Origin of the sequence: Fibrobacter sp. UWH5, assembly GCF_900142505.1 — a bacterium.
Taxonomy (GTDB): domain Bacteria; phylum Fibrobacterota; class Fibrobacteria; order Fibrobacterales; family Fibrobacteraceae; genus Fibrobacter.
This window is the reverse complement of record NZ_FRBB01000015.1, coordinates 19,457-39,643: the sequence shown is the minus strand read 5'-3', so window position 1 is coordinate 39,643 and position 20,187 is coordinate 19,457. Positions and strand designations below refer to the sequence as shown.

Annotated in this window: 15 protein-coding genes; 13 read left to right on the top strand and 2 right to left on the bottom strand. The window is 49.1% G+C overall.

Going from position 1 to position 20,187, the window contains the following annotated elements:
• The first annotated feature begins 1 nt into the window (after position 1).
• Positions 2 to 1,801 carry a penicillin-binding protein activator gene (locus BUB38_RS11675; protein WP_073160740.1) on the top strand — a complete coding sequence of 600 codons (1,800 nt, stop codon included), beginning with the start codon at positions 2 to 4 and terminating at the stop codon, positions 1,799 to 1,801.
• Between the two features lie 130 nt (positions 1,802 to 1,931).
• Here BUB38_RS11675 and BUB38_RS11670 read toward each other — a convergent pair whose 3' ends face one another.
• A complete protein-coding gene (locus BUB38_RS11670; protein WP_073160739.1) occupies positions 1,932 to 2,147 on the bottom strand; it encodes a hypothetical protein in 216 nt (71 codons plus the stop codon).
• Between the two features lie 459 nt (positions 2,148 to 2,606).
• On the opposite strand from BUB38_RS11670, the gene BUB38_RS11665 reads away from it, so the two are divergent.
• Positions 2,607 to 3,557, top strand: coding sequence for a tetratricopeptide repeat protein (locus tag BUB38_RS11665; protein ID WP_249269410.1), 951 nt, complete (start codon positions 2,607 to 2,609; stop codon positions 3,555 to 3,557).
• Between the two features lie 132 nt (positions 3,558 to 3,689).
• Positions 3,690 to 4,526, top strand: coding sequence for a PIN domain-containing protein (locus tag BUB38_RS11660; protein WP_073160738.1), 837 nt, complete (start codon positions 3,690 to 3,692; stop codon positions 4,524 to 4,526).
• On the opposite strand, the gene BUB38_RS11655 is transcribed toward BUB38_RS11660, so the two are convergent.
• The gene (locus BUB38_RS11655) at positions 4,474 to 5,340 is read right to left on the bottom strand and encodes a hypothetical protein (RefSeq protein ID WP_073160845.1); all 867 of its coding nucleotides are present in this window, start codon (positions 5,338 to 5,340) and stop codon (positions 4,474 to 4,476) included. The genes BUB38_RS11660 and BUB38_RS11655 overlap by 53 nt on opposite strands.
• Positions 5,341 to 5,458: 118 nt before the next feature.
• Here BUB38_RS11655 and BUB38_RS11650 point away from each other — a divergent pair, with 118 nt between their 5' ends.
• The 10 genes from BUB38_RS11650 to BUB38_RS11595 all read left to right on the top strand — a co-directional run bounded on the left by BUB38_RS11650 (position 5,459) and on the right by BUB38_RS11595 (position 20,185).
• Positions 5,459 to 6,748, top strand: coding sequence for an ABC transporter substrate-binding protein (locus BUB38_RS11650; RefSeq protein WP_083542131.1), 1,290 nt, complete (start codon positions 5,459 to 5,461; stop codon positions 6,746 to 6,748).
• Between the two features lie 10 nt (positions 6,749 to 6,758).
• Positions 6,759 to 7,562, top strand: coding sequence for a cyclic nucleotide-binding domain-containing protein (locus tag BUB38_RS11645; RefSeq protein ID WP_249269411.1), 804 nt, complete (start codon positions 6,759 to 6,761; stop codon positions 7,560 to 7,562).
• Between the two features lie 44 nt (positions 7,563 to 7,606).
• Positions 7,607 to 8,632 carry a phosphoribosylformylglycinamidine cyclo-ligase gene (gene purM / locus BUB38_RS11640; RefSeq protein WP_073160736.1) on the top strand — a complete coding sequence of 342 codons (1,026 nt, stop codon included), beginning with the start codon at positions 7,607 to 7,609 and terminating at the stop codon, positions 8,630 to 8,632.
• Between the two features lie 444 nt (positions 8,633 to 9,076).
• On the top strand, positions 9,077 to 10,651 hold the full coding sequence (locus BUB38_RS11630) for a hypothetical protein (protein ID WP_073160734.1): 1,575 nt from the start codon (positions 9,077 to 9,079) through the stop codon (positions 10,649 to 10,651).
• Positions 10,652 to 10,837: 186 nt separating this feature from the next.
• A complete protein-coding gene (locus tag BUB38_RS11625) occupies positions 10,838 to 12,208 on the top strand; it encodes an SGNH/GDSL hydrolase family protein (RefSeq protein WP_254794948.1) in 1,371 nt (456 codons plus the stop codon).
• Between the two features lie 146 nt (positions 12,209 to 12,354).
• A complete protein-coding gene (locus BUB38_RS11620; protein WP_083542130.1) occupies positions 12,355 to 13,098 on the top strand; it encodes a PDDEXK nuclease domain-containing protein in 744 nt (247 codons plus the stop codon).
• Between the two features lie 438 nt (positions 13,099 to 13,536).
• Positions 13,537 to 14,847 carry an ATP-binding protein gene (locus BUB38_RS11615; RefSeq protein ID WP_073160732.1) on the top strand — a complete coding sequence of 437 codons (1,311 nt, stop codon included), beginning with the start codon at positions 13,537 to 13,539 and terminating at the stop codon, positions 14,845 to 14,847.
• 836 nt (positions 14,848 to 15,683) lie between these two features.
• Positions 15,684 to 16,826 (top strand): DNA cytosine methyltransferase, encoded by a 1,143-nt coding sequence (locus tag BUB38_RS11605; protein ID WP_083539783.1) that lies wholly within the window; start codon positions 15,684 to 15,686, stop codon positions 16,824 to 16,826.
• A 1-nt stretch (position 16,827) separates the two neighbouring features.
• Positions 16,828 to 18,678, top strand: coding sequence for an AAA family ATPase (locus BUB38_RS11600; RefSeq protein WP_073160729.1), 1,851 nt, complete (start codon positions 16,828 to 16,830; stop codon positions 18,676 to 18,678).
• 145 nt (positions 18,679 to 18,823) lie between these two features.
• Positions 18,824 to 20,185 (top strand): ATP-binding protein, encoded by a 1,362-nt coding sequence (locus BUB38_RS11595; RefSeq protein ID WP_139258430.1) that lies wholly within the window; start codon positions 18,824 to 18,826, stop codon positions 20,183 to 20,185.
• Positions 20,186 to 20,187 lie beyond the last annotated feature (2 nt).

Sequence of the window (20,187 nt, the reverse complement as noted above, 5' to 3'; positions counted from 1 at the left end):
TATGAAACGTCTTCTTCCCCTTGTTCTGGTTGCATCCCTCGCAACCTCCCTGTTCGCCCAGGATGAAATTTCCCAGGCAAAGTCCCTGATTCAGAACGGCCAGTGCGCCGAGGCTATCGCCCCCCTCCAGAAGCTTTACAAGTCCAGCTTCCGCAAGTCTTCCGGTGAAAAGGCGACCGTCATGCTCACCGAATGCTACCTGCGCGAACATAACCGCGACGAGGCCGAAAAGGTTTCTTCCCGATTCCTGGAATACTATGTGAACACGGTCTACCGTGAACGCATGGAACTGGCCCACGCCATTGTCATGGTAGAAAAGGGCAACGTTTACGAAGGTGTCGAAGCCATGCTCCGCATCCTGGCCTACTCCAAGAATCCTGCCGCCCGTGCCCGTACCAAGGACGTGGTAGTACAGACTCTGGCCGCTTCCCTTTTGAACGCTGACCAGCTCCAGGCTCTCCTGGAAAAGTATCCGGTGGATAAGGATGTTATCGGCTGGATGCAGCTGCAGATTGGCCGTGAATGCCAGAACGTCAAGCGTTACCGCGCCGCCCGCTACTGGTACAAGAAGGTGGCCGCTTCTTCCGATATTTCCGAAAAGCTTCTGAGCACCGCCCAGCGTGGCATCGAGTCCCTGGAAGGCTACGGTGCCGGCATGCCCACCGTCCTGGTGCTGGCTCCCTTGTCCGGTGACTTCGCCGAATTCGGTGCCGCTGCCATTCAGGGTGTGATTCTCGCCCACGAACAGGCTGGCCTGGCTGGTAAGGTGAATATCCGTACCGCCGATACCCGCGCCGATGCCTCTCAGGCTCTCCTCCGTACCCAGCAGGCTATCAACCAGGATAGCGTGATCGCCGTGATCGGCCCCATCATGAGCGCTCCGGCTGCAACCGTCGGCGCCTGGCTGGGCAGCAACTTCCAGAACATCCCCATGCTGACTCCCACTGCAACGGATGACGGCATCGCCAAGATGGGTCCCAATATCTTCCAGGTGAACATCACCATGGATAACCTGGCCCACAAGATTGCAGACTTCGCTACCAACTGCCTGAACATCAAGGAATTCGCCGTTCTTAGCCCCCTGGGTGATTACGGTGCTTCCATGAGCCAGAGCTTTACCCAGGCTGTTGAACGCCGCGGTGGTAACGTGGTCGCCTTCCGCAACTACGAAGAAGGCCGCCCCGACTACAAGACTGAATTTGACCTGCTCCGCGATGTCCGCTTCAAGCAGCTGAACCGCCGCCGCAACCTGGCCCGTGGCGCTTCCGACCTGGATGCCATCAACGCCAAGGAACGCAAGGCTTACATGGCTGACTCCACTTTCGATATCCCGGGTATCTTTATCCCCGCAACCAACCCCGGCGATGCAGGCCTCATGGCAGGTCAGGTGGCATTCAACAAGATTTCCGGTCGCCTGCTTGGCGCTTCCGGCTGGTATGGTCGCGAACTGCTGATCCAGGGCAAGCGTCTGGTGGACAGCTCCTACTTCAGCGTGCCGGCCCTGGACATGGGCGGCGACAACTCCGACCTCAAGAAGTTCGTGTCTGACTTCAAGGAACGCTGGGGCGATGAACCGGGCGAAGACAAGGTCAGCGGCCTCAGCTACGACGCTGCAAACATCGTGTTCAGCACCATCGCAAAGAAGCCCAACAGCCTGACCAACTCCATCAACAACACCGCCGTCTTCAAGGGCGTGTATGGAGACATCAAGTTCAAGCGTGGCGCCAACACCAACACCAAGATCGTTACGGTGAACAAGGGCAAGTTCGAAACTGTCGAAGGCTGCCCCGCCAGAAAGTAATTGCGGCTGCCGCCGGACGGTTCCGACGATGTTGGGTCGCGACGACATCTAGCTGATTGCATTTAAAAAAAGAGTCCCCGCGGTTTAAAACTGCGGGGCTCTTGTTTCTAGGAGGAGAGAAATAAACTTTCTAGTCGTCGATGCCTGCGGGGCAGAGGGCTGCGGCTACGAATGCGGGGGATTCCCCACGGCGGTAGAAGGCGCGCAGCTCTTCGTCATCGATGATGTCGTCCAGGTTCACGGTGCCGGTGGCGTCCAGCTCTTCCTTGATCCTTGCCTTGAATGCCTGGAAGCCGGACTTGAGCAAGTAGAAGGACAGTGCCGATGTTTTGCGGAATATCTTCATGGGACCTCCACCAAGTATATCGCCTGGAACGAAAAAAAATGTTTCTACATGTTGATTAGTTTGTGAATTGTTGAAAAGTTGTTGAATGTTTGTACTATTTATAGATTTTTTTTAGAGCTTTGACAACAGATTTTTTTATTCGTAAATAATAAGTAAGTTTAACCGTTTGCGTTTTTTGCCCGATTTTATATATGAAAATGCCGGTTTTTAAAAGTCTAACTTGTTGATTTTCATTAAATTACGGCATTTTAACCCTGTTTTTGACCGTATGCGGTTCCGTCGAGACGAATATTCCTGTCTGGAATAAGAACCTGCGACAATGTTTTCGAAAATGGGGGTGAAATAGCGAAAATCGGGGTCTTCTTTTTCTGTTGATAAAGTGTTTGTAATCTGTCGCAAATCACAACTTATCAACATCCCCCATAAACACCGGTGGTGCAATTTTCTAGATTTACCCTGATGTTTTCCAGATTCCTTTTGATATTCTGTCTTGCCCTGGCTTCTGTTGTCGCCTTTGCGGCCGACGAACACGATTTGACTCTTGCCCTGGATGCAAGGCAGGCCGCTTTGTGGGAAAAGGCCACCGAGGCCACCATGGCCCTGCGCTATAATGACGCCCTGAAGTATGCCAAGGAACTGCGCGCCGAGAACAAGGGCCTGGGCTGTATTCTGGAAGGGGTTGTCCGTATTAGTATTTATGACGACAAGGGGGATACCGCATCCCTCCATCATGCCGGCCGTAGCCTCGAGAAGTGTGAAGCCTCGGGACTGTGGGACGCCTTGCGCCGTTTCGAGATCGGCTATGTGCAGGGGGAGACCGGTCATTCTGTAAAAGGCGCCATGACTACCCGCTCCGCCGCCAAGGCCTTCGAGGATTCCAAGGAACTGGAGGCCCGCGCGTTCTTTGCCATTTACGCCTACTATATCGACAAGAGTTTCAGTTGGGTTCCCTTCAAGTCCGACAACCGTGCCGAATACCTTTCCGTTTTGGATAGCGCCTCCAAGGTGTCGGGCCGCTTCTGGCCCCTGTTCCTTACGCCCCTGGTCTGGATGCACTACGACAAGGAAGATTACGCCACCGGCCTGAAGCTTGCCGAACGTGGCCTGGCCCGCGCCCCGGGAAATCCCGTGATGCTCCAGATCAAGGCCGACATGCTTTACCGCCTGAAGCGTTATGATGAAGCTGCCCGGATTTACGAAGAGAGTGCTGCCGCCTATCTGGAACGTACTGGCGCCTCCATTCGATACTGGTGTTCCGTGCTGAACCTGATCCGCATTCATAACGATGCCGGCCGAAAAGAGAAGGCGGCGGAATGGCGTGCCAAGCTGGATAATCCCAAGTACAGGGCCCTTGAAAAATGGATGCCCGGATCCTTGATGGATGACTTAAATAAACGCGACCTGATTTAAAAAATTTTGATGTAAAAAATGCTGATTTTGAATAAATTTCGGCATTTTCTATTTTGTTAACAATTTTTAACGAAAACTCCCGGATTTTCCTGCGTGTTAATAGGAAAGAACCATTAACCGTCAGGAGGCATTATGACTGGGAATTGTTTGCGGGTGGGCTTCTTTCTCGATGGCTACACCCTGAAAAAGGTGAACGAGTACTATAGGGTCCACCACCGCTACCACGCAAGTCTGGATTTGCGGGGGCTCAAGTTCTGGGTGCAGTTGCAGATCCAGCGCTACTTCAACAGGGCCAATCGGGTTGTCGCCCTGGAGTCCCATTATTATCACCCCCAGAGGAACCCCCACATTTACGCCAGGGGGGTCAAGGGTGTGTTCAAGTTCGAGTTCGAACTTATGAATGCGGGGTATCAGGTCCATTACAGCGACCTTCCTGTAGACGATGGCCACATGGGACCGAACCTGGGGCTGATCAAGGACGCCGAGATGTTTGCCGCATACTGCGATATGGATGCGGTGGTACTGCTCAGCACCCAGGGGCAATATGTTCCCCTTGTAGATAGGCTCAAGAAAATGGGGGTGCCTGTGCTTCTGCTGGGCTGGAGTTTTAGCTACCCCAAGAACAGCCGCTATGTGCACTGGAGGACCGATACGGGGCTCAGGTTACGCTGTGCGCACTACGTTGCCATGGAGCGGATTCTGGACCACGATCCTGCAAACGATATTCCGCCTACGGGATTCTTCTTTCGCCCCCGGGTTGGGACCGCCCCGGATGTTGCAGTCGGCGGTGGCGGTTTGACCTGCGTGACGGATGACGGGCTGGCTGTGGGCCGTTTTGCAGATGACGGATTGGCGGGCATGAAAAAAGCCCAGGGGCCAAATGACCTCTGGGCGAAATGCGAAACTCCGGAGAGTATTAAAGCTTGTTTTCCTGCTTTGTCTGCCAGTCGCTGTGGAAGATCCATGTGAGGCGCAGACCCAGGAAGAAGGTGTCGCCGTTGTTGTCGGTGTCGTCGCCGATATATTCGGTGTTGACCAGTTCCTTGCCTTCGACGCTGAGTTCATTGTAGCGTACGAAGCGGTAACCGACATAGACGCCCAATGCCAGGTGGTCGAATTCCAGGCGGCCTTCCAGTTCGCTGTTGACTGTGGTGGCCATGGCGCTGTAGTAGCGGTTACGGAAGTTGTAGGTTTCGCCACCGTTCAAGTCAGTGACTTCGAAGTTAGAGGCGAAGTGGATGTTGATCAGGTTGAAACCGAAACCGACGGCGGGGATCAAGTTGATGAAGGTGTTTTCGCCGAAGAGCTTCCAGCCGAACATCCAGTCGGCGCCGTAGCTGTACCACTTGACGTCGTACAGGGGGAACTTCATGGAGCTTCCGTCTTCGGCGTATGCCTTGTAGGTATTGCTGGGACGTTCAGAAATCTGGGTGGGCATGAAGTTCATGTCGATCCAGGTTTGGAACTGCTTGTACTGGGCGCCGAAGATGGCGTGGAGACCCAGGTAGTAGTCGTCAAAGGTCTTGTACTTCATCTTGCCACCGCTGTAGAAGACGTCGCCTTCATCGGTGGACACGGTATGACCGCCCTTTACGAAGGCCAGGTGGTTCACGTAGCTCTGGAAGTCATCGTGCATGATGCGGAAATCGGTGCCGAAGGATACGAATCCGCGGATATGGTCCTTGTCGTAGAAACCGGATTCGGCTTCAGCGAAGGAAGAGTTTGCCAGAGCGAGTACGCTAAGGACAGCTGCAGTCAAAAAAGAGGTTATCTTTGTCTTCATAAAAGATCCCATTTATAAATTCCGAACATATAAGATACATTATGTTGAGGATTTTTGCAGTGGAAAATTTGTTAAAGCGTTAAAAATCAACGATTTACGATGAATTTGAGGATTAAAGATGTTGACTTTTGGTGGAAAAGTCGGGGCATTGGGGATTTTAATCGCCTTGATAATGGTGGGCTGCGGGTCCGAGCCTGCTAAAAAAGAGAAGAACGTTGAAGCCGTTCAGCAGGACTGCGGCAGTTCCATTCAGAAAAATTGGCAGGTTGTGGCGGGGGATGACCGCGCCCGGACCAACCTTCTGTGGGTGGATTCCGCCTGCGGGGAACAGGTGGCCGCTATCCGCTCCATCGTGGGGGCCGACACCTTGGAGAAAATCTTTGTGCTTCGGGATTCTGCCGCCTTTACCGCGGGGGGCGCCTTGCCCGGGGAACTGTCTAGCGCCATGGTGCTGCGGACGCCTCTCCAGAGGGTGGCGGTACTTTCGTCGGCCCAGATTGGCTACATGCTTCGCCTCGGTGTGGAAGACCGCATTATAGCGGTAGGTGCCGGGAAGTACATTGCGGATTCTACTTTGTACGCAAAGGCCGCCGCAGGGCAGGTCGCAGAAGTAAGCCCCGACGGCATGAATGTGGATTACGAGAAGCTCATCGCCTTAAAGCCGGACCTGGTCATGACCTTTGTCACAGGCGGTTCCCAGGACGATTACGACCGTATGGAAAAGCTGGGCATACCCGTAATGCTTACCTCCGAATGGCAGGAGAATTCCCTTGAGGCCAAGGCGGCGTGGATCAAGCTTTATAGTTCCCTGTTTAACGTAGAAATGCCCGACGAAAAAAAAGATTCGGAGTCTTTCTCTGATTCCCTTGTTTATGGAGATCCGGCAGGAAGCGCCGACCCCTGTGTAGAACAGAAGGTGGTGCGTTCCGGGCAAAATGAAAAGCGTGGTTTTAAGGTTGTGGCAAGGGGCCCCCGGGTTCTTGCGGGCATGAGCTATGGCGGCGTGTGGTACGCCCCCGGTGGACGTAGCTATACTGCCGACCTGATCAGAAAAGCAGGCGGCTGCTACTTGTGGGCGTCCGACACTACCCGCGAACTGAAGCTCACCATTGAAGATGTGATGGCCCTGGCAGACTCCGTCGATATTTGGATTAACCCCGGTATGTTCGGCACTCCCGAAGAAATCCTGGCTGCGGAGCCCCGCGCCGCCTACATCAAGGCTTTCAAGGAGAAGAAGGTCTTGCAGAATGATGGGCGCAAGGGCCCCGGTGGCGGAAACGATTTCTTTGAAGGTGCGGTGGCAAGGCCCGACGAATTGGTGGAGAATCTCTCCAGCCTGATTTCCACGACCGCCAAAAAGCCCGTTTCCGGGAATCCGGCATTTGAATGGTACCGCAATATTTTCTAATATTTACAATATGATGAAACCTCATACAGGTATAGGTGACTGGATTTCGGCCAATTATGAGCTGGGTACCCCGTTTTTGCAGCAGGTACCTCGCGATTGTGCTGACTATTTGCTTTTGAATGCCCAGATTCGTGAATACGATACGGGCGAGATTATCATTAACGGTGGCGTTATCGGTGATTCGTTCTGCGTGTTGCAGAGTGGTCGCGCCATGATTTGCGGTCAGATTCTTGCTGACGGTCATTACAATATGCTGGCTTCCCTGGAAGCAGGTGCATGCTTCGGTGAAATGTCCATCATTTGTAACGAACCTACCAGCAATACGGTGATCGCCGCCGAAGATGGCTGCACCGTGCTCCACATTCCCCGCGAAGAGTTTGTGAAGTTCCTGGACAAGAACCCCAGCATCATGGTGTACTTGTACAAGGTGGTGGCAGACCGACTCCGCGCCAAGAACAAGGCATTCGATGAATTTGAACGTCTTTCCTTGTTGGCTTCCGGTAAGGTTCTTCCCTTTATCGACTTTGCCCAGACCATGGAAAAGAGCCGCGTCACTGGCACCGTGATTTTCGAGTGCAATGGCGAAAAGGGCTTTATTGCCTTTAGAGATGGTCGAATTTGCTGTGCCAAGTGCGGTAAACTGGCAGGCCCAGACGCCTTTGAAAAAATGCTTTCATGGGGCGACGAAACCTTGTATAAGTTGGATACCCACTTGATGCCGGAAGTTGTAAACATCAACCAGATGACTGATACAACTAGCCTCATCCTGGATGCTCTCAGAAATATTGATGAAAAACAAAACGGTGGTCAGTAAGTTGACCCCAAAACACGCCCCGGCATGGGGCGAAGGATAAAAAGATGAATTACGCAGACGCTGGTGTATCTCTGGCCCGTGCAGACGAAGCAATGGTCGGAGTCAAGAAGTCCGTCCGTACCACCTTTAACGAAGGCGTTCTCGGTGACGTTGGCAACTTCGGTGGCCTCTTTACCTTGAACCACCTTGGCATGAAGGACCCCGTTCTCGTCAGCTCCGTTGACGGTGTGGGTACCAAGCTCAAGGTCGATATCGAAATGGGCACTCATACTCTGCCCGGTCAGGATATCGTGAACCACTGCTGCGACGATATTCTCGTCCAGGGCGCACGTCCGCTGTTCTTCCTCGACTACGTTGCTACCGGTCGTCTCGAACCGGGTGTCATGGACCAGCTGGTCGCAGGTATGGCTAAGGCTTGCCGCGAAAACGGTCTCGTGCTCATCGGTGGCGAAACTGCAGAAATGCCGGGCTTCTACGGTCCGGGTGACTACGATATCTCCGGTACCATCGTGGGTGTCGTAGAACGCGAAAACATCATCGACGGCAAGAAGATCAAGCCGGGTACCATCATCCTCGGTCTCCCGTCCACCGGTCTTCATACCAACGGCTACTCTCTGGCCCGTAAGGTTCTCTTCGACGTTGCCGGCTACAAGGTCGACACTCCGCTGGAAGGCACCGACATGACCATCGGCGAAGCTCTCACCATGCCGCACCGCAGCTACTACCCGAGCCTCATCGATCTCTGCAACAAGAAGATCATCCAGGGTCTCGCTCACATCACTGGTTCCGGCTACCAGGGTAACATTCCCCGTATCCTCCCGGATGACGTGGACGTTGTCATTGACCGTACCTCTTGGGATCCGTCCCCGATCTTCAAGCTCATCCAGAAGGAAGGCTCTGTGGAGAAGGACGAAATGTACTCTACCTTCAACATGGGCATGGGTATGTTGATCTTCATCGATTCGGCTGACAAGGCTGAAGTTGTTGCTCATCTCGAAGCCAAGGGCGAAAAGTGGGTGCAGGTCGGCGAAGTTGTTGCCGGCTCCAAGCAGGTCAAGTTCAAGGACTAAAATGCTTCTTGCCCTTAATGAAGGGTGAGTTACAAGAAAAAGGCAGTGGAAAACGGAGAAATCCGTGAAATCCACTGCCTTTTTATTATGTTGTATGAAATCTCGGTGGTTTTTGGGCGAAATCGGACTGTTTTTTTTGAAAAAAACGTCCATTTGGACGGATTTTACCCTAATTGAAGTGCGTTTGGGACTATTTATTTTAGATAAAGTAAATAAAAGGCGGTGGAAAACGGAGAAATTCGCGAAATCCACTGCCTTTTTTGAATCACTGCCTTTTTTGAATTACACCAATATTGGATTTGAATTCATTTTGAGTACATTTCGGGAACATTTTCAGCTTTCAAAAAGGTTTCAACTGTTTGAAAATGTGCTTTGTGAATATATTTTTACCCCCGAGTGTAAAATTGTGTCGTGTTTGGGTTTGGCACATATGAGAGAGGTATTATGAAACATCCCTTTTATAAAAGTTTAGTGGCTGCTGGTGCCTTGACGGTTGCTGGCGCCTTTGTGGCTTGTAGCAGTGACAGCAGTTCCGATGGACCGGGTACAGGTCCCGTTAACGATCTTTGCTCCGGTATCGTCGCTACGGAACAGGTTTCTGTAGTAGACCTGGGTTCTGTCAAGCTCCTGGTTTATCCCCGTGGAATTGACGGTGTCGGCAAGGTGACCTTGGCTAACGGCTATGCCTATGGTACCTACGATGGTATCAACATCTACGATAACGAAGGCAATGTGGTCATGGAAGCCGGCTATGCTGACTTGGTAAACAAGTGCGAAGCAACCTCTACGCCGGACCCGTCTGATCCCAACTCCTCTGAATCAACTCCCATTGTCGGCCCCGGTGGCACCCAGGAAATTACCAGCTCTGAATCAACTCCCATTGTTGGCCCTGGTGGTACCCAGGAAATCACCAGCTCCGAATCTACCCCCATTGTCGGCCCCGGTGGAACTCAGGAAGAAATTTCCAGCAGCGAAACTGTAAAGCCCTCCCTGGAAAATGGCTTCCCCTCTATTGAATCTTATGGCGCTCCTCCGGCAGAATACACCAAGGACATCTTGAGCAACGGCCAGACCGGTTGGAACTCCCGTTACTGGGACGCCTGTAAGCCTCACTGCTCCTGGATCAGCAATGGTGAAGAAGGCAAGACCGATACCACCACCCAGGCAAGCTACGAAGCCGGTATGACTACCGCCCGTAACTGCAACATCCACGACGTGGAAGTTCCCACCTTTACTTTGGGCCACGCCGTTCAGCAGTACTGGATGGGTTACGAAGGAACCAACAGCGCCTGTGGCGAAGCCAAGGATAAGGGTGTGTTCACTTGCACCGACATGGCTCCCATCGCTGTTAACGATACTCTTTCCTATGCATACGTGGCAGGTCCCGGCTCCGCAACTTCTTGCGGTAAGTGCTTCCACTTGCAGTACAACGGCTCCTTCAAGGATGCTAGCGCCAACAATGCTGCCAAGGCTACCCACAAGGCTCTTAAGGGCAAGCACATGGTGGTCATGACTTCCAACATTGGTCACGATGTGGAAGTGGGCCAGTTCGACTTGATGGTTCCGGGTGGTGGCGTGGGCGCCTTTGACGCACTCTCTGTCCAGGTGAACGGTGCAGACGTGAACTGGGGCGCAGGCTTCGGCGGCTTCCTCACTGAATGCCAGAGCAAGCTTGGCTACGACAACACTCTCGAATCTTACCAGACCTGCGTGAAGGAAATGTGCGATGCCGCCTTCGGTAATGCTGGCCTTCCCAACCTGCTCCGCGGTTGCCACTGGTTTGCTGACTGGTTCATGGCTGCCGACAATCCCACCTACAACTGGGAAGAAGTGGAATGCCCGCAGTACCTGATCGACCATTACATGACTACCATCAATAAGGAAAAGTCCAACAACTACGCATGGCACACCGACTGGTCTACCTACAAGGCTGGCGATCCGCTGGAAACTTTGGAATGCACCGATAAGGGCTGCGAATGCCCCGACGAAATGGCAGCCAAGGGCGCCTGCAAGAAGTAATCGATTCGATTCCTTAGCGTTTAAAGGGTCTCCTCCGGGAGGCCCTTTTTGCGTTGGTGATGTTCCTTGTTGCGTCTGTTCCAACGGATCTATAAGGTATGCGGTTTATTATTTTGCGAACCCCCATTATGGGGATTATTTTTAGACCGCGGTGCAGAATGGGTTTGGGCCGCTTATGGAGTGTTTATGAAAATGTTTGGTGTTGGCGCCGTTGCGGCGTGTGTTTTGGGTCTTTCGGTAAGTGCATCTGCCATTAAGGCCAATGTTAATTTGAGCATCGGCAAGAATCTTTATGTAGATGGCGCCCTCAATTCCAACTGGAAACCTGATGTCTATACTGATGGTCATCTGGATTTTAATCAGGTGGCCTCGGCGAAGGAACTGGCCCTGAATGTGGGGGAAGGACCGTCCAGAATTTTTATTACCTGGGAGACTCGCGGCGATGAAGCCTGGGTAGGCGACGAATATGTTCATGCGGCGAGCTGTCAGCACTTTCCTACGGAAGGATCCAGCCTGCAGAACTTCAAGATTCTGACCTCCGGAAATTCCACCGACGGTGTTGACGGTGACTGGGAAGTTGTGGCCCAGGTTGGCGAAAGTGGCGCCATGAGCCGCGGCATCGCGGTAGATTTTGCAGGCAAGTCCTGGTTCAAGATCGTGGCCGACGAAGCCGTCAAGAACCTGGAAGAAATTGGCGCCTACGACTTGAGCGATGGCGGAAACGACACCTGGTTCTTTATGGGCACCAGCATCAGCCAGATGGGCCTGAAGCAGACAGAAGTGGACTCCAACTTTTCTCAGTTGATTCACGCCCGCTATCCCGATTACTACCCTGCAATGCTCCGCGGCGGCATCGGTTGCGTGAACACCACGGGCGTGGTCGAAGGCCTCAAGTATTATGGCGAGTATGCCGGCAATGTCAAGTTCTGGGCCATCGAAATGGGAACCAACGACGCCTGGGGCGATAAAACTGGCTGGAACCTGGCGAAGTTCAAGAAGAACATGCAGGAAATCATTGACACGGCGAAAGCTCACGGGGTAACGCCCATTATCGCCCGCATGATCGCCACCAATCCCGACATCGCCGAGTGGCAAGTGTACCAGGGTTACCTCGATGCCATCGACGAGCTGACCGAAACAAACAACCTGCCTAAGGGCCCGGATTTTTACGATTACTTCTCCAAGCGCCCCGAAGAACTCTCTGCCAGCGATGGCGTGCATCCCGCCGAAAAGGGTGCGCAGAGCATGCACCGTCTGTGGGCTGAAGCCGTTGCGACTTTGTACGAAAATGGATTTGGGGACGCAGACAACGAGAACGCTAACCAGGAAAAGGACGATAAAGAGGGAATCGTTTCGTCCAAGGTGAACTTCAAGGTGCCGCAGGTAAGTGTCGTCGGAAGGACCGTCTCTGTGTCGGGCGTCCAGGAATCTGCCCAGGTGGTAATCATGGATGCCATGGGACATATGGTTGTAAATCGCAATCTTCCTACAGGAAATTACTTTGTCATAATCCGCGGTAAGAAACTTTCCTACAGCGCCAAGGTTACGGTTAGGTAATAAAAATTTGCGTATTTAAATCCCGCACATTTTATAAAAAATGGGATGCCCCGCAGGTAAGCGGGGCTTTTCTGTTTGTTGTGATTATGCATCAGTATAAACTACACATCTTGACAATGTAGTTTACGTAGTTTATATTGTAGTATATGAATGAAATGGAAAGTATAGAAAGTCGGATTGCACTCTTGCCCAAGGGTTCCATCACCAAGAAGGTCATCCAGGGCAAGGACCGTTATTACCTGCAGTGGCGCGAGGGCGATAAGGTCAGGAACCGCTATGTCAAGGAGGCGGAGCTGCCGGAGCTTTCTGCCCAGATTGCCGAGCGCAAGGGGTTGCAGCAAAGGCTGGTGGAACTTCAGGTTGCGTTGGTGCAGCGCTCCCTTATGGTGTCCGAGGGGGCGCAGTCGTCTGCGGAATTTCTCATGGGCAGTTTCGCTGCCGAAAGGCGGGCGTCCTACAGTGTGGCGCCTTACGAGTCTCAGGACCGCATGGTGAATTTCTTTCTTTCACTTGGTCTGGGCTTTTGCCTGGAGGCCAGGGCAAGGCAGCTTCCCGTGAACGGCACCGACCTGAGTGTGGACTGGGTATTCTATAACCGTATGCTCCATTGCCATGTGCTGGTGAACCTGAAGGATGGCAAATTCCGGAAGACCGATTTAGATCAGCTGGGAACCTGTGTCAGGCATTACCGGGACAAGGTCATGCAGCCTGGCGACAACCCTCCCGTGGGAATCCTGCTCACTACAAGCCGCGGGCCCAAAATGGTGGAGTTTGCCACCAGTGTCGCCAAGAGCGATTTCGCCTCTGTCTATAAGCCCAAATTGCCGACCAGGCACCAGCTGCTGGACTTCATGGAAAAAAGCGACTTGCTGAAAGGCGAGAGAGTGTAGTTGAGTTACTTTAAAGTCCGTAAAACAAACACGAATCTATTGACTTGAATGTGAATTTTGTTCTATATTCAAGTCATTAGCATTTCTCTTATTCACAGCTAGAAACTTCGACATTTCAAGACACGGTGAGTAAGACGAAACGAACGCGTCTGCCGCCAGGTTAACCTTGGCGCCATCGCTTGGCGTAATGCATCTTCAATTTCTTGAATGTGCATTTGCTGGGTGACCAGAATATGGGGCGCGGGTCGTTCGTGTTTGTTTGTGTCGGGCTGTCGAAGGCCTCTAGCTGACAAATGCCTGCGATTCCGCGCCTTTTTTCTATGGCTTTTTTGTGGGAAATTGTTGTTTCGCCTAGAAAAATGTACGCAGTGTTTAAATTACGCCTAGAAAAATGTAAATAGCGCTCAAAATTCGTCAAGAAAAATGTATATATAGAGCATGAAGCGTTTTCTTTATGAAGATCTACTGAAATGGAAAAACGGCGCGCTCCGTAAACCCCTCATTTTGGAGGGGGCAAGGCAGGTCGGCAAAACATGGCTGCTCAAGGAATTCGGAAAGAACGAATTCGAGAATGTCGCCTACATAAACTGCGATACGGACGATTCCTCTAGGTTCCTGTTCGCGGACTTCAACATCGAAAGGATTTTGCGAGCTGTTTCCGCCATTACATCCCAGGTCGTGGAACCAGGCAAAACGCTTATCATCTTTGACGAAATCCAGCAGCAGCCCCAGGGACTGACTGCATTAAAGTATTTTTGCGAGAATGCGCCCGAATACCATGTCGTTGTCGCAGGTTCCCTGCTCGGGCTTCAGGTCCATTCCGGCTCAGGATTCCCAGTAGGAAAAGTGGATAGGCTCAAGCTGAGCCCGTTATCATTTAGCGAATTTCTAGATGCCCTTGGCGAAAAAAATCTGCTGATGCACCTAAACGCGTTCAGGTTCGACGAATATGCCGTCCTGAAGACCAAATTGATAGAACTTTTAAGACAGTATTATTATGTGGGGGGAATGCCCGAGGCGGTACTCGCTTATGTGGATCGCAAGAACATCCTTGAAGTCCGTGAAATCCAGAAACGGATTCTCGACGATTATCGGGATGATTTCTCCAAGCACATTCCCTCCAACGAACTTGCGAAAGTTTCCGCCGTATGGAACTCGATCCCAAGCCAACTGGCTAAAGAGAACAAGAAATTTATATGGGGTGCGCTCCGCAAGGGCGGCAGGGCGAAGGAGTACGAAAACGCAGTCCAGTGGCTCATCAACGCGGGGCTCGTCCATAAGGTTTGCCGAATCAACAAGGTCGAAATGCCCGTCAAGTTTTACGAAGACATGGGCTGCTTCAAGCTCTTTGTAAACGATCTCGGGCTTCTCGGCGCCATGTCAGACATTCCCGCCAAGGAAATTCTGGCCGAGTCCAAGATGATAACGGAATACAAGGGGGCGTTTACCGAGCAATATGTCGCCCAGCAATACATCGCGACCATGAGGCAGCCCCTGTATTACTACACGAACGAAAATTCAACTTCGGAAATTGATTTTGTCTTTCAGCATGGAGCCGTTTATCCCACCGAAGTCAAGGCCGAAGAAAACCTCAAGGCGAAATCCCTTTCTACGGTGCTGAAAACAAACGCGCAGCTAAAGGGCATCCGATTTTCCATGTCGGATTACCGCGAGCAGGAGCAGATGGTCAACGTGCCGCTCTACCTGGTGGAATTCTATTTGAAGTGGATAGCCTCGGAAGGACTTTGAAACTTGGGTGTTCCCCCGTACGGTCAAAACGGGTCAAAACGGGTCAAATAAATATGGCCTTGGTTGACCATAAAAGTGATTTTATTCTATATTCATCTCCATAAGAGTTCTCTTATTCACAGCTAGAAACTTCGACATTTCAAGACACGGTGAGTAAGACGAAACGACGTGCTTGCCGCCCGGTTTACCGGACGGCCATGTTTTGCGTTGTGTGCATTCTGGATGAATGTACGCTAGATTGTGCAATTGGGCGCGGATCGTCGTATTTATTTGTGTCAGGTTGTCGAAGGCCTCTAGCTGATAAATGCGTTCGGTCTGGCGCCTTTTTTCGTTTGGTCCGAGCCGTATAAGGGCGCTCGGTGAGTTTTGTAGAAACTCTTGATGCTCGGTCATGAATAAACCTTGTAAGCAAGTTTTTCTATGACTCTCGCAATGTGAGTTTTGCTCTCGTTCTCGGCTAGGAACTTCGACACTCTTTTCGCACAAGGAACAGGACAAATCTCGGATGCCCATGAGTGCCATGGGCGCATTGTACCCTGGGGGTCGTGTACCCAGTGGTCTCGACCTCGCTTTTGTGCAATTGCGCCAAGGCGTTTTGGCGTATGGCGAAATCTGGCTTGGCGCCTATGGTGTGCCGCCGGAGTCGTCCGCGAGTTTTGTTTTTGAATTGTAGAATGTCGCAACTTTCGGCGAGAAGCAGCAATGCTCCTCGCCTTTTTGTTTTGTGCAGGTGCCGCATCAAATGCTGGAAAGTGCTGCCGTAAAATCAGGCTAGGAACATCGCTCCGAACGAAGGGCTGAACTCAGGTTCAACCCTTTTTGATTGGAGCGAGTAGATGGCTACGGTAGGAAATAGCGATCTTGTAAAGCAATTAAGAACATGTTTGGGAGATGTTCATTTTGATGAGGATTTAGCTGTAATCAGCCATTACCTGTCTCTGCAGGGATCGCCTCAAGCTTTACACTACGAGTCTATTCTGAGAAAAAATGGAGTTGATTTAAATAAGCTTCCAAGTAAGGCTGAATATCTGAAAAATTTTGCGCAGTATCCTCCAAAGAGAAATCCAAAATTTTCTTTTATCGATTTGTTTGCTGGTATAGGTGGTTTTAGACTTGCGATGCAAGAGAACGGCGGAGAATGCGTTTTTACGAGTGAATGGGATTCTTCTGCGAAGCAAACATATTCTGTGAATTATGCAGACGTTCCTTTCGGTGATATAACGAAAGTTGATCCTAAAACAATTCCTGATTTTGATGTGCTAACAGGAGGCTTTCCTTGTCAGCCTTTTAGCTCTATAGGAAAACGCGAAGGGTTTGAACATAAGACTCAGGGGACTTTGTTCTTCTATATCGCGAATATCGTGAAGGTTAAACAACCCAAGGCATTCCTGTTGGAAAATGTTCCTGGACTTGTAAATCATAATGACGGAAAAACACTTGAAATCATTATGGAAACCTTAAAGAAGGAATTGAATTATGAGGTCTTTATTAAGGTTTTAAATAGTGCTGATTACAAGGTCCCCCAAGAACGAAAGCGCCTTTACATTGTTGGTTTTAGAAAGGATTTGAAAATTACTGATTTTGAATTTCCCAAACCTTGCGATAAGAAAATCGGTATTGGTCAGTTTGTTGAGGTTGATGCGGAAGGACCTTCAATTTCAGAACATTTGCAGAAGTCGTACATCTACAAAAAGGATGATGGTCATCCAGAAATTATTGATGCAACATCAGACTTTCCTGTAAAGACCCTTTGTGCGTCGTATCATAAGATTCAGCGAATTACAGGAACCTTTGTAAGAGGAGGAAAAACAGGGCTTCGTCTTCTTACAGAAAAAGAGTGTAAAGCCATTATGGGGTATCCACAGGAATTCAAGATTCCTGTTTCGAGGACTCAAATGTACCACCAGTTTGGAAATTCTGTTGCTGTTCCTGTTGTGAAGGCTATTTCCAAAAAGATTGCAGAAAAACTGGAGGGCTAATATGGCAAGTGTAAAAGATATCATTTCCAGTATTTTTAGAAAATTTGAGAATGAAGAGTTGTCGCCCGAATTTATTCGTGATGAAGCAAATGAAGTTTGTGACATTCTAGGAATTTCAAGGGTTGGAGATCCGGGAAGAACTGCACGCGAATTTGCAGAAAGGGGATTTGTATCAAAATATAATGGGACGTGCAAATACTCTCCAGATGCAATAAATTTAACGTTGAGAAATGAATTCGAGTCTTACGAGTATGTTTATGCTTATGCAGATTATGAAAGTAAGATGCAAATACATAGTCAAAAGAAGTTTAAAGATTTACTTGTTCAAATAAAAAAAATTATTGAAGAGGATTCTGATAAAAAGCGTCAAGCAGAACAAGAATTACATTTAAACGAAGCATTGAAAACATCAAGTTTAGTTTTCCCTTTAGTTGATGAAAATGAGTTTGCTGCAGGTTTAAATGTTGAACAACTTTTAGATAAACTTGCTGAATGTTTGAAAGAAATACATGACAGATATAAGGTTAAGGGTTATCCTATTTTTGGTTTCAGATATGGACATATTATCGCTAAGAAAAATTTGAGCATTAATAAAATTGTTCAAAAGGCAAGCCTTTTATCAAGTGATATAAAAACTTCATTACATACCCTTATTCGCAACGGAGTTGCTGCATTTGAATTTGCTTCACATGAAGGTTGTATTGGTGATGCAAATGTTTTAAAAGTTGATTTAGATGATGTTGATTATTGTTCATTAGAATTAGAGGATTCTCCGAAAAAAAACAATCCCTCTTTCACCCCCTCCCAAATCATCTACTATGGTGTTCCGGGCTGTGGCAAGTCCAATACGATTAAGGAAAAGTTGAAGAGTGTCCCTGACTTTAACAAGGTCTGCGTTGTCTTCCATCCGGATTATACAAATTCAGAATTCATTGGCCAGATTCGTCCAAAGATAAGGAACCATTCCGTAACTTATGAATTTGTGGCAGGCCCTTTTGCAAAAATTTTGCGCCGTGCCTACTTGAATCCGAACCAAGAGTTTTATTTGGTCATTGATGAAATCAATCGCGGGAAAGCTTCGGCAATTCTTGGCGAAGTTTTCCAGCTGTGTGACCGCATAAAGCCTAATGATGAAAAGGACGAGTTTGGCTACGGTCCCAGTTGGAGTGTATATGGCATTGATCATGAAGATTTGAACGACTACATTCGCGATATCAGGAGCTTTGCAAATGAATCTCACGACGGTTGTGACACTCCGGTAGAATTTTCTGAAGAAGACGGAAGGGGCGAAGTTTCTGCCTATAAATCGATAGACATTAACTGGCTGGGTTTTGGTGAAAATGGAAAACTTCATTTCACCGAGAATACGGCAATCCGTTTGCCGCCCAACCTTTCCATTTTTGCAACCATGAATACTAGCGACCAGAATGTATTCACTTTGGATAATGCGTTCCAGCGTCGCTTTGATATGGAACTGGTCTGCAATGAATTTGCAAAAGGTGACATTGACGGTTTTAAAACCGAAGCTATCCGCAATCAGCACAATGCTAAAATTGCTGGAACAGAAACTACCTGGGGCAAATTCTGGGAATGGGCCAACAATAAGATTACGCAGGTGCTCAAGGGACTTTCTAGTACCGAAGACAAGCGTCTTGGCGTTTGGTTTGTTTGCAACGTGAGTGGTGAAATTCCAGAAAAGATCTTTGCAGAAAAGGTCCTAAAATATTTGTGGGATGATGCGTTCAAGTTCAAGCGCACGCAGATTTTTGCCGAAGGTTGTGATACGCTAGAAACCCTGATTTCAAAATTCCATGAACTCAAATTTGGGGTGTTTAAGAGTTTTGGGGCGTGATAGCTACAAAAATTAAAAATACTCTGCGTTTTTGCCGTTATTTCGATATAAAATACTTTGCGTTTTTAACATTAATAAGCAGTAGAATACCTTGCGTTTTTTATGTTTATTAAGTATATTATGAGCATTCGGGACTGATCTCATGATTACTTTTAGACGCAAGATTTATCAAGAACTTCTGAATTGGAAGGAAGAATCCAAAGGTCGAGAAGCCCTTCTTATAGAGGGCGCGCGTCGTATTGGAAAAAGTACCATCGTAGAAGAATTCGCGAAAAACGAATACCGTTCCTACATTCTGATTGATTTTAATGACTGCGAAAAGGCTGTACTAGATGCCTTTGATAAAATGAATGATCTTTCGGCATTTTTCAATATCCTTTCATATACTTATGGGGTGAATCTCTACCCGAGGGAATCCCTGATTATTTTTGATGATGTGCAAAGATTTCCGAAGGCAAGGCAATCCATCAAAAAGTTGGTGAAAGACGGCAGGTTCGATTATATTGAAACAGGCTCTCTTATTTCCATTTACGAAAATGTCAAGGATATTACCATCCCCTCGGAAGAAACATCCATCCAGATGTTCCCCATGGATTTTGAGGAATTTTGCTGGGCGATGGATAAGCCGAATATATGTGACTTTATCCGCGATGCGTTTTCAAGGAAGAAGGCGTTGGATGAACCACTCCATAAGGAGTGCATGCGTCTATTCAAACAGTATATTCTGATAGGGGGCATGCCACAATCCATTGTCGCGTTCTTGGAAAACACCTACAGCTTTGACTATAGCGACAAGGCAAAGCGCAAGATTATTGAACTCTACAAAAAGGATGTTCAAAAAATCAAGGGTTCGTATAAGGGGAAAGTCCTTTCGACATTTGAACAGATTCCTGCATTTTTGTCTAAGCACGAAAAGCGAGTTGTATTTTCAAAGATCGCTGGGGGACTCGGTAGTGAAAATAGCTATGAGAATACCTTCCTGTGGCTTTCCAATTCCATGATTGCAAACAACTGTTTCAAGTGCTCCGATCCAAATATTGGCTTTGGCTTGAACGCGGACGATTCCGCAGTCAAGTGCTATATGGGCGATACAGGCCTTTTGTTCTCTATGGCTTTTGGCGAAAACCAGATTTCAAAGGAATCCTTGTACAAGGAAATCATGAACGAAAAGCTTGCGATCAATAAGGGTATGCTCTTTGAAAATGTCATTGCGCAGATGCTTGTATCTCAAGGACATAAGCTTTATTTTTATACCCATTTCAATCAGGAAAAACATCGCAACGATATTGAAATTGATTTTATGATTAGCGAATCTGATTCGGTAGGTTCAAGAATCATTCCAATCGAAGTCAAGTCTTCAAAAAATTACACCACCACATCGCTTGAATCGTTTAAGAAGAAATTCAAAAAGCGTATTAAGACTTCTTATATAATCCATCCGAAGAATTTTGCCATTCGGGACGATGATACTGTTTGCATTCCGCCTTATATGGCAATCTGCTTGTGAGA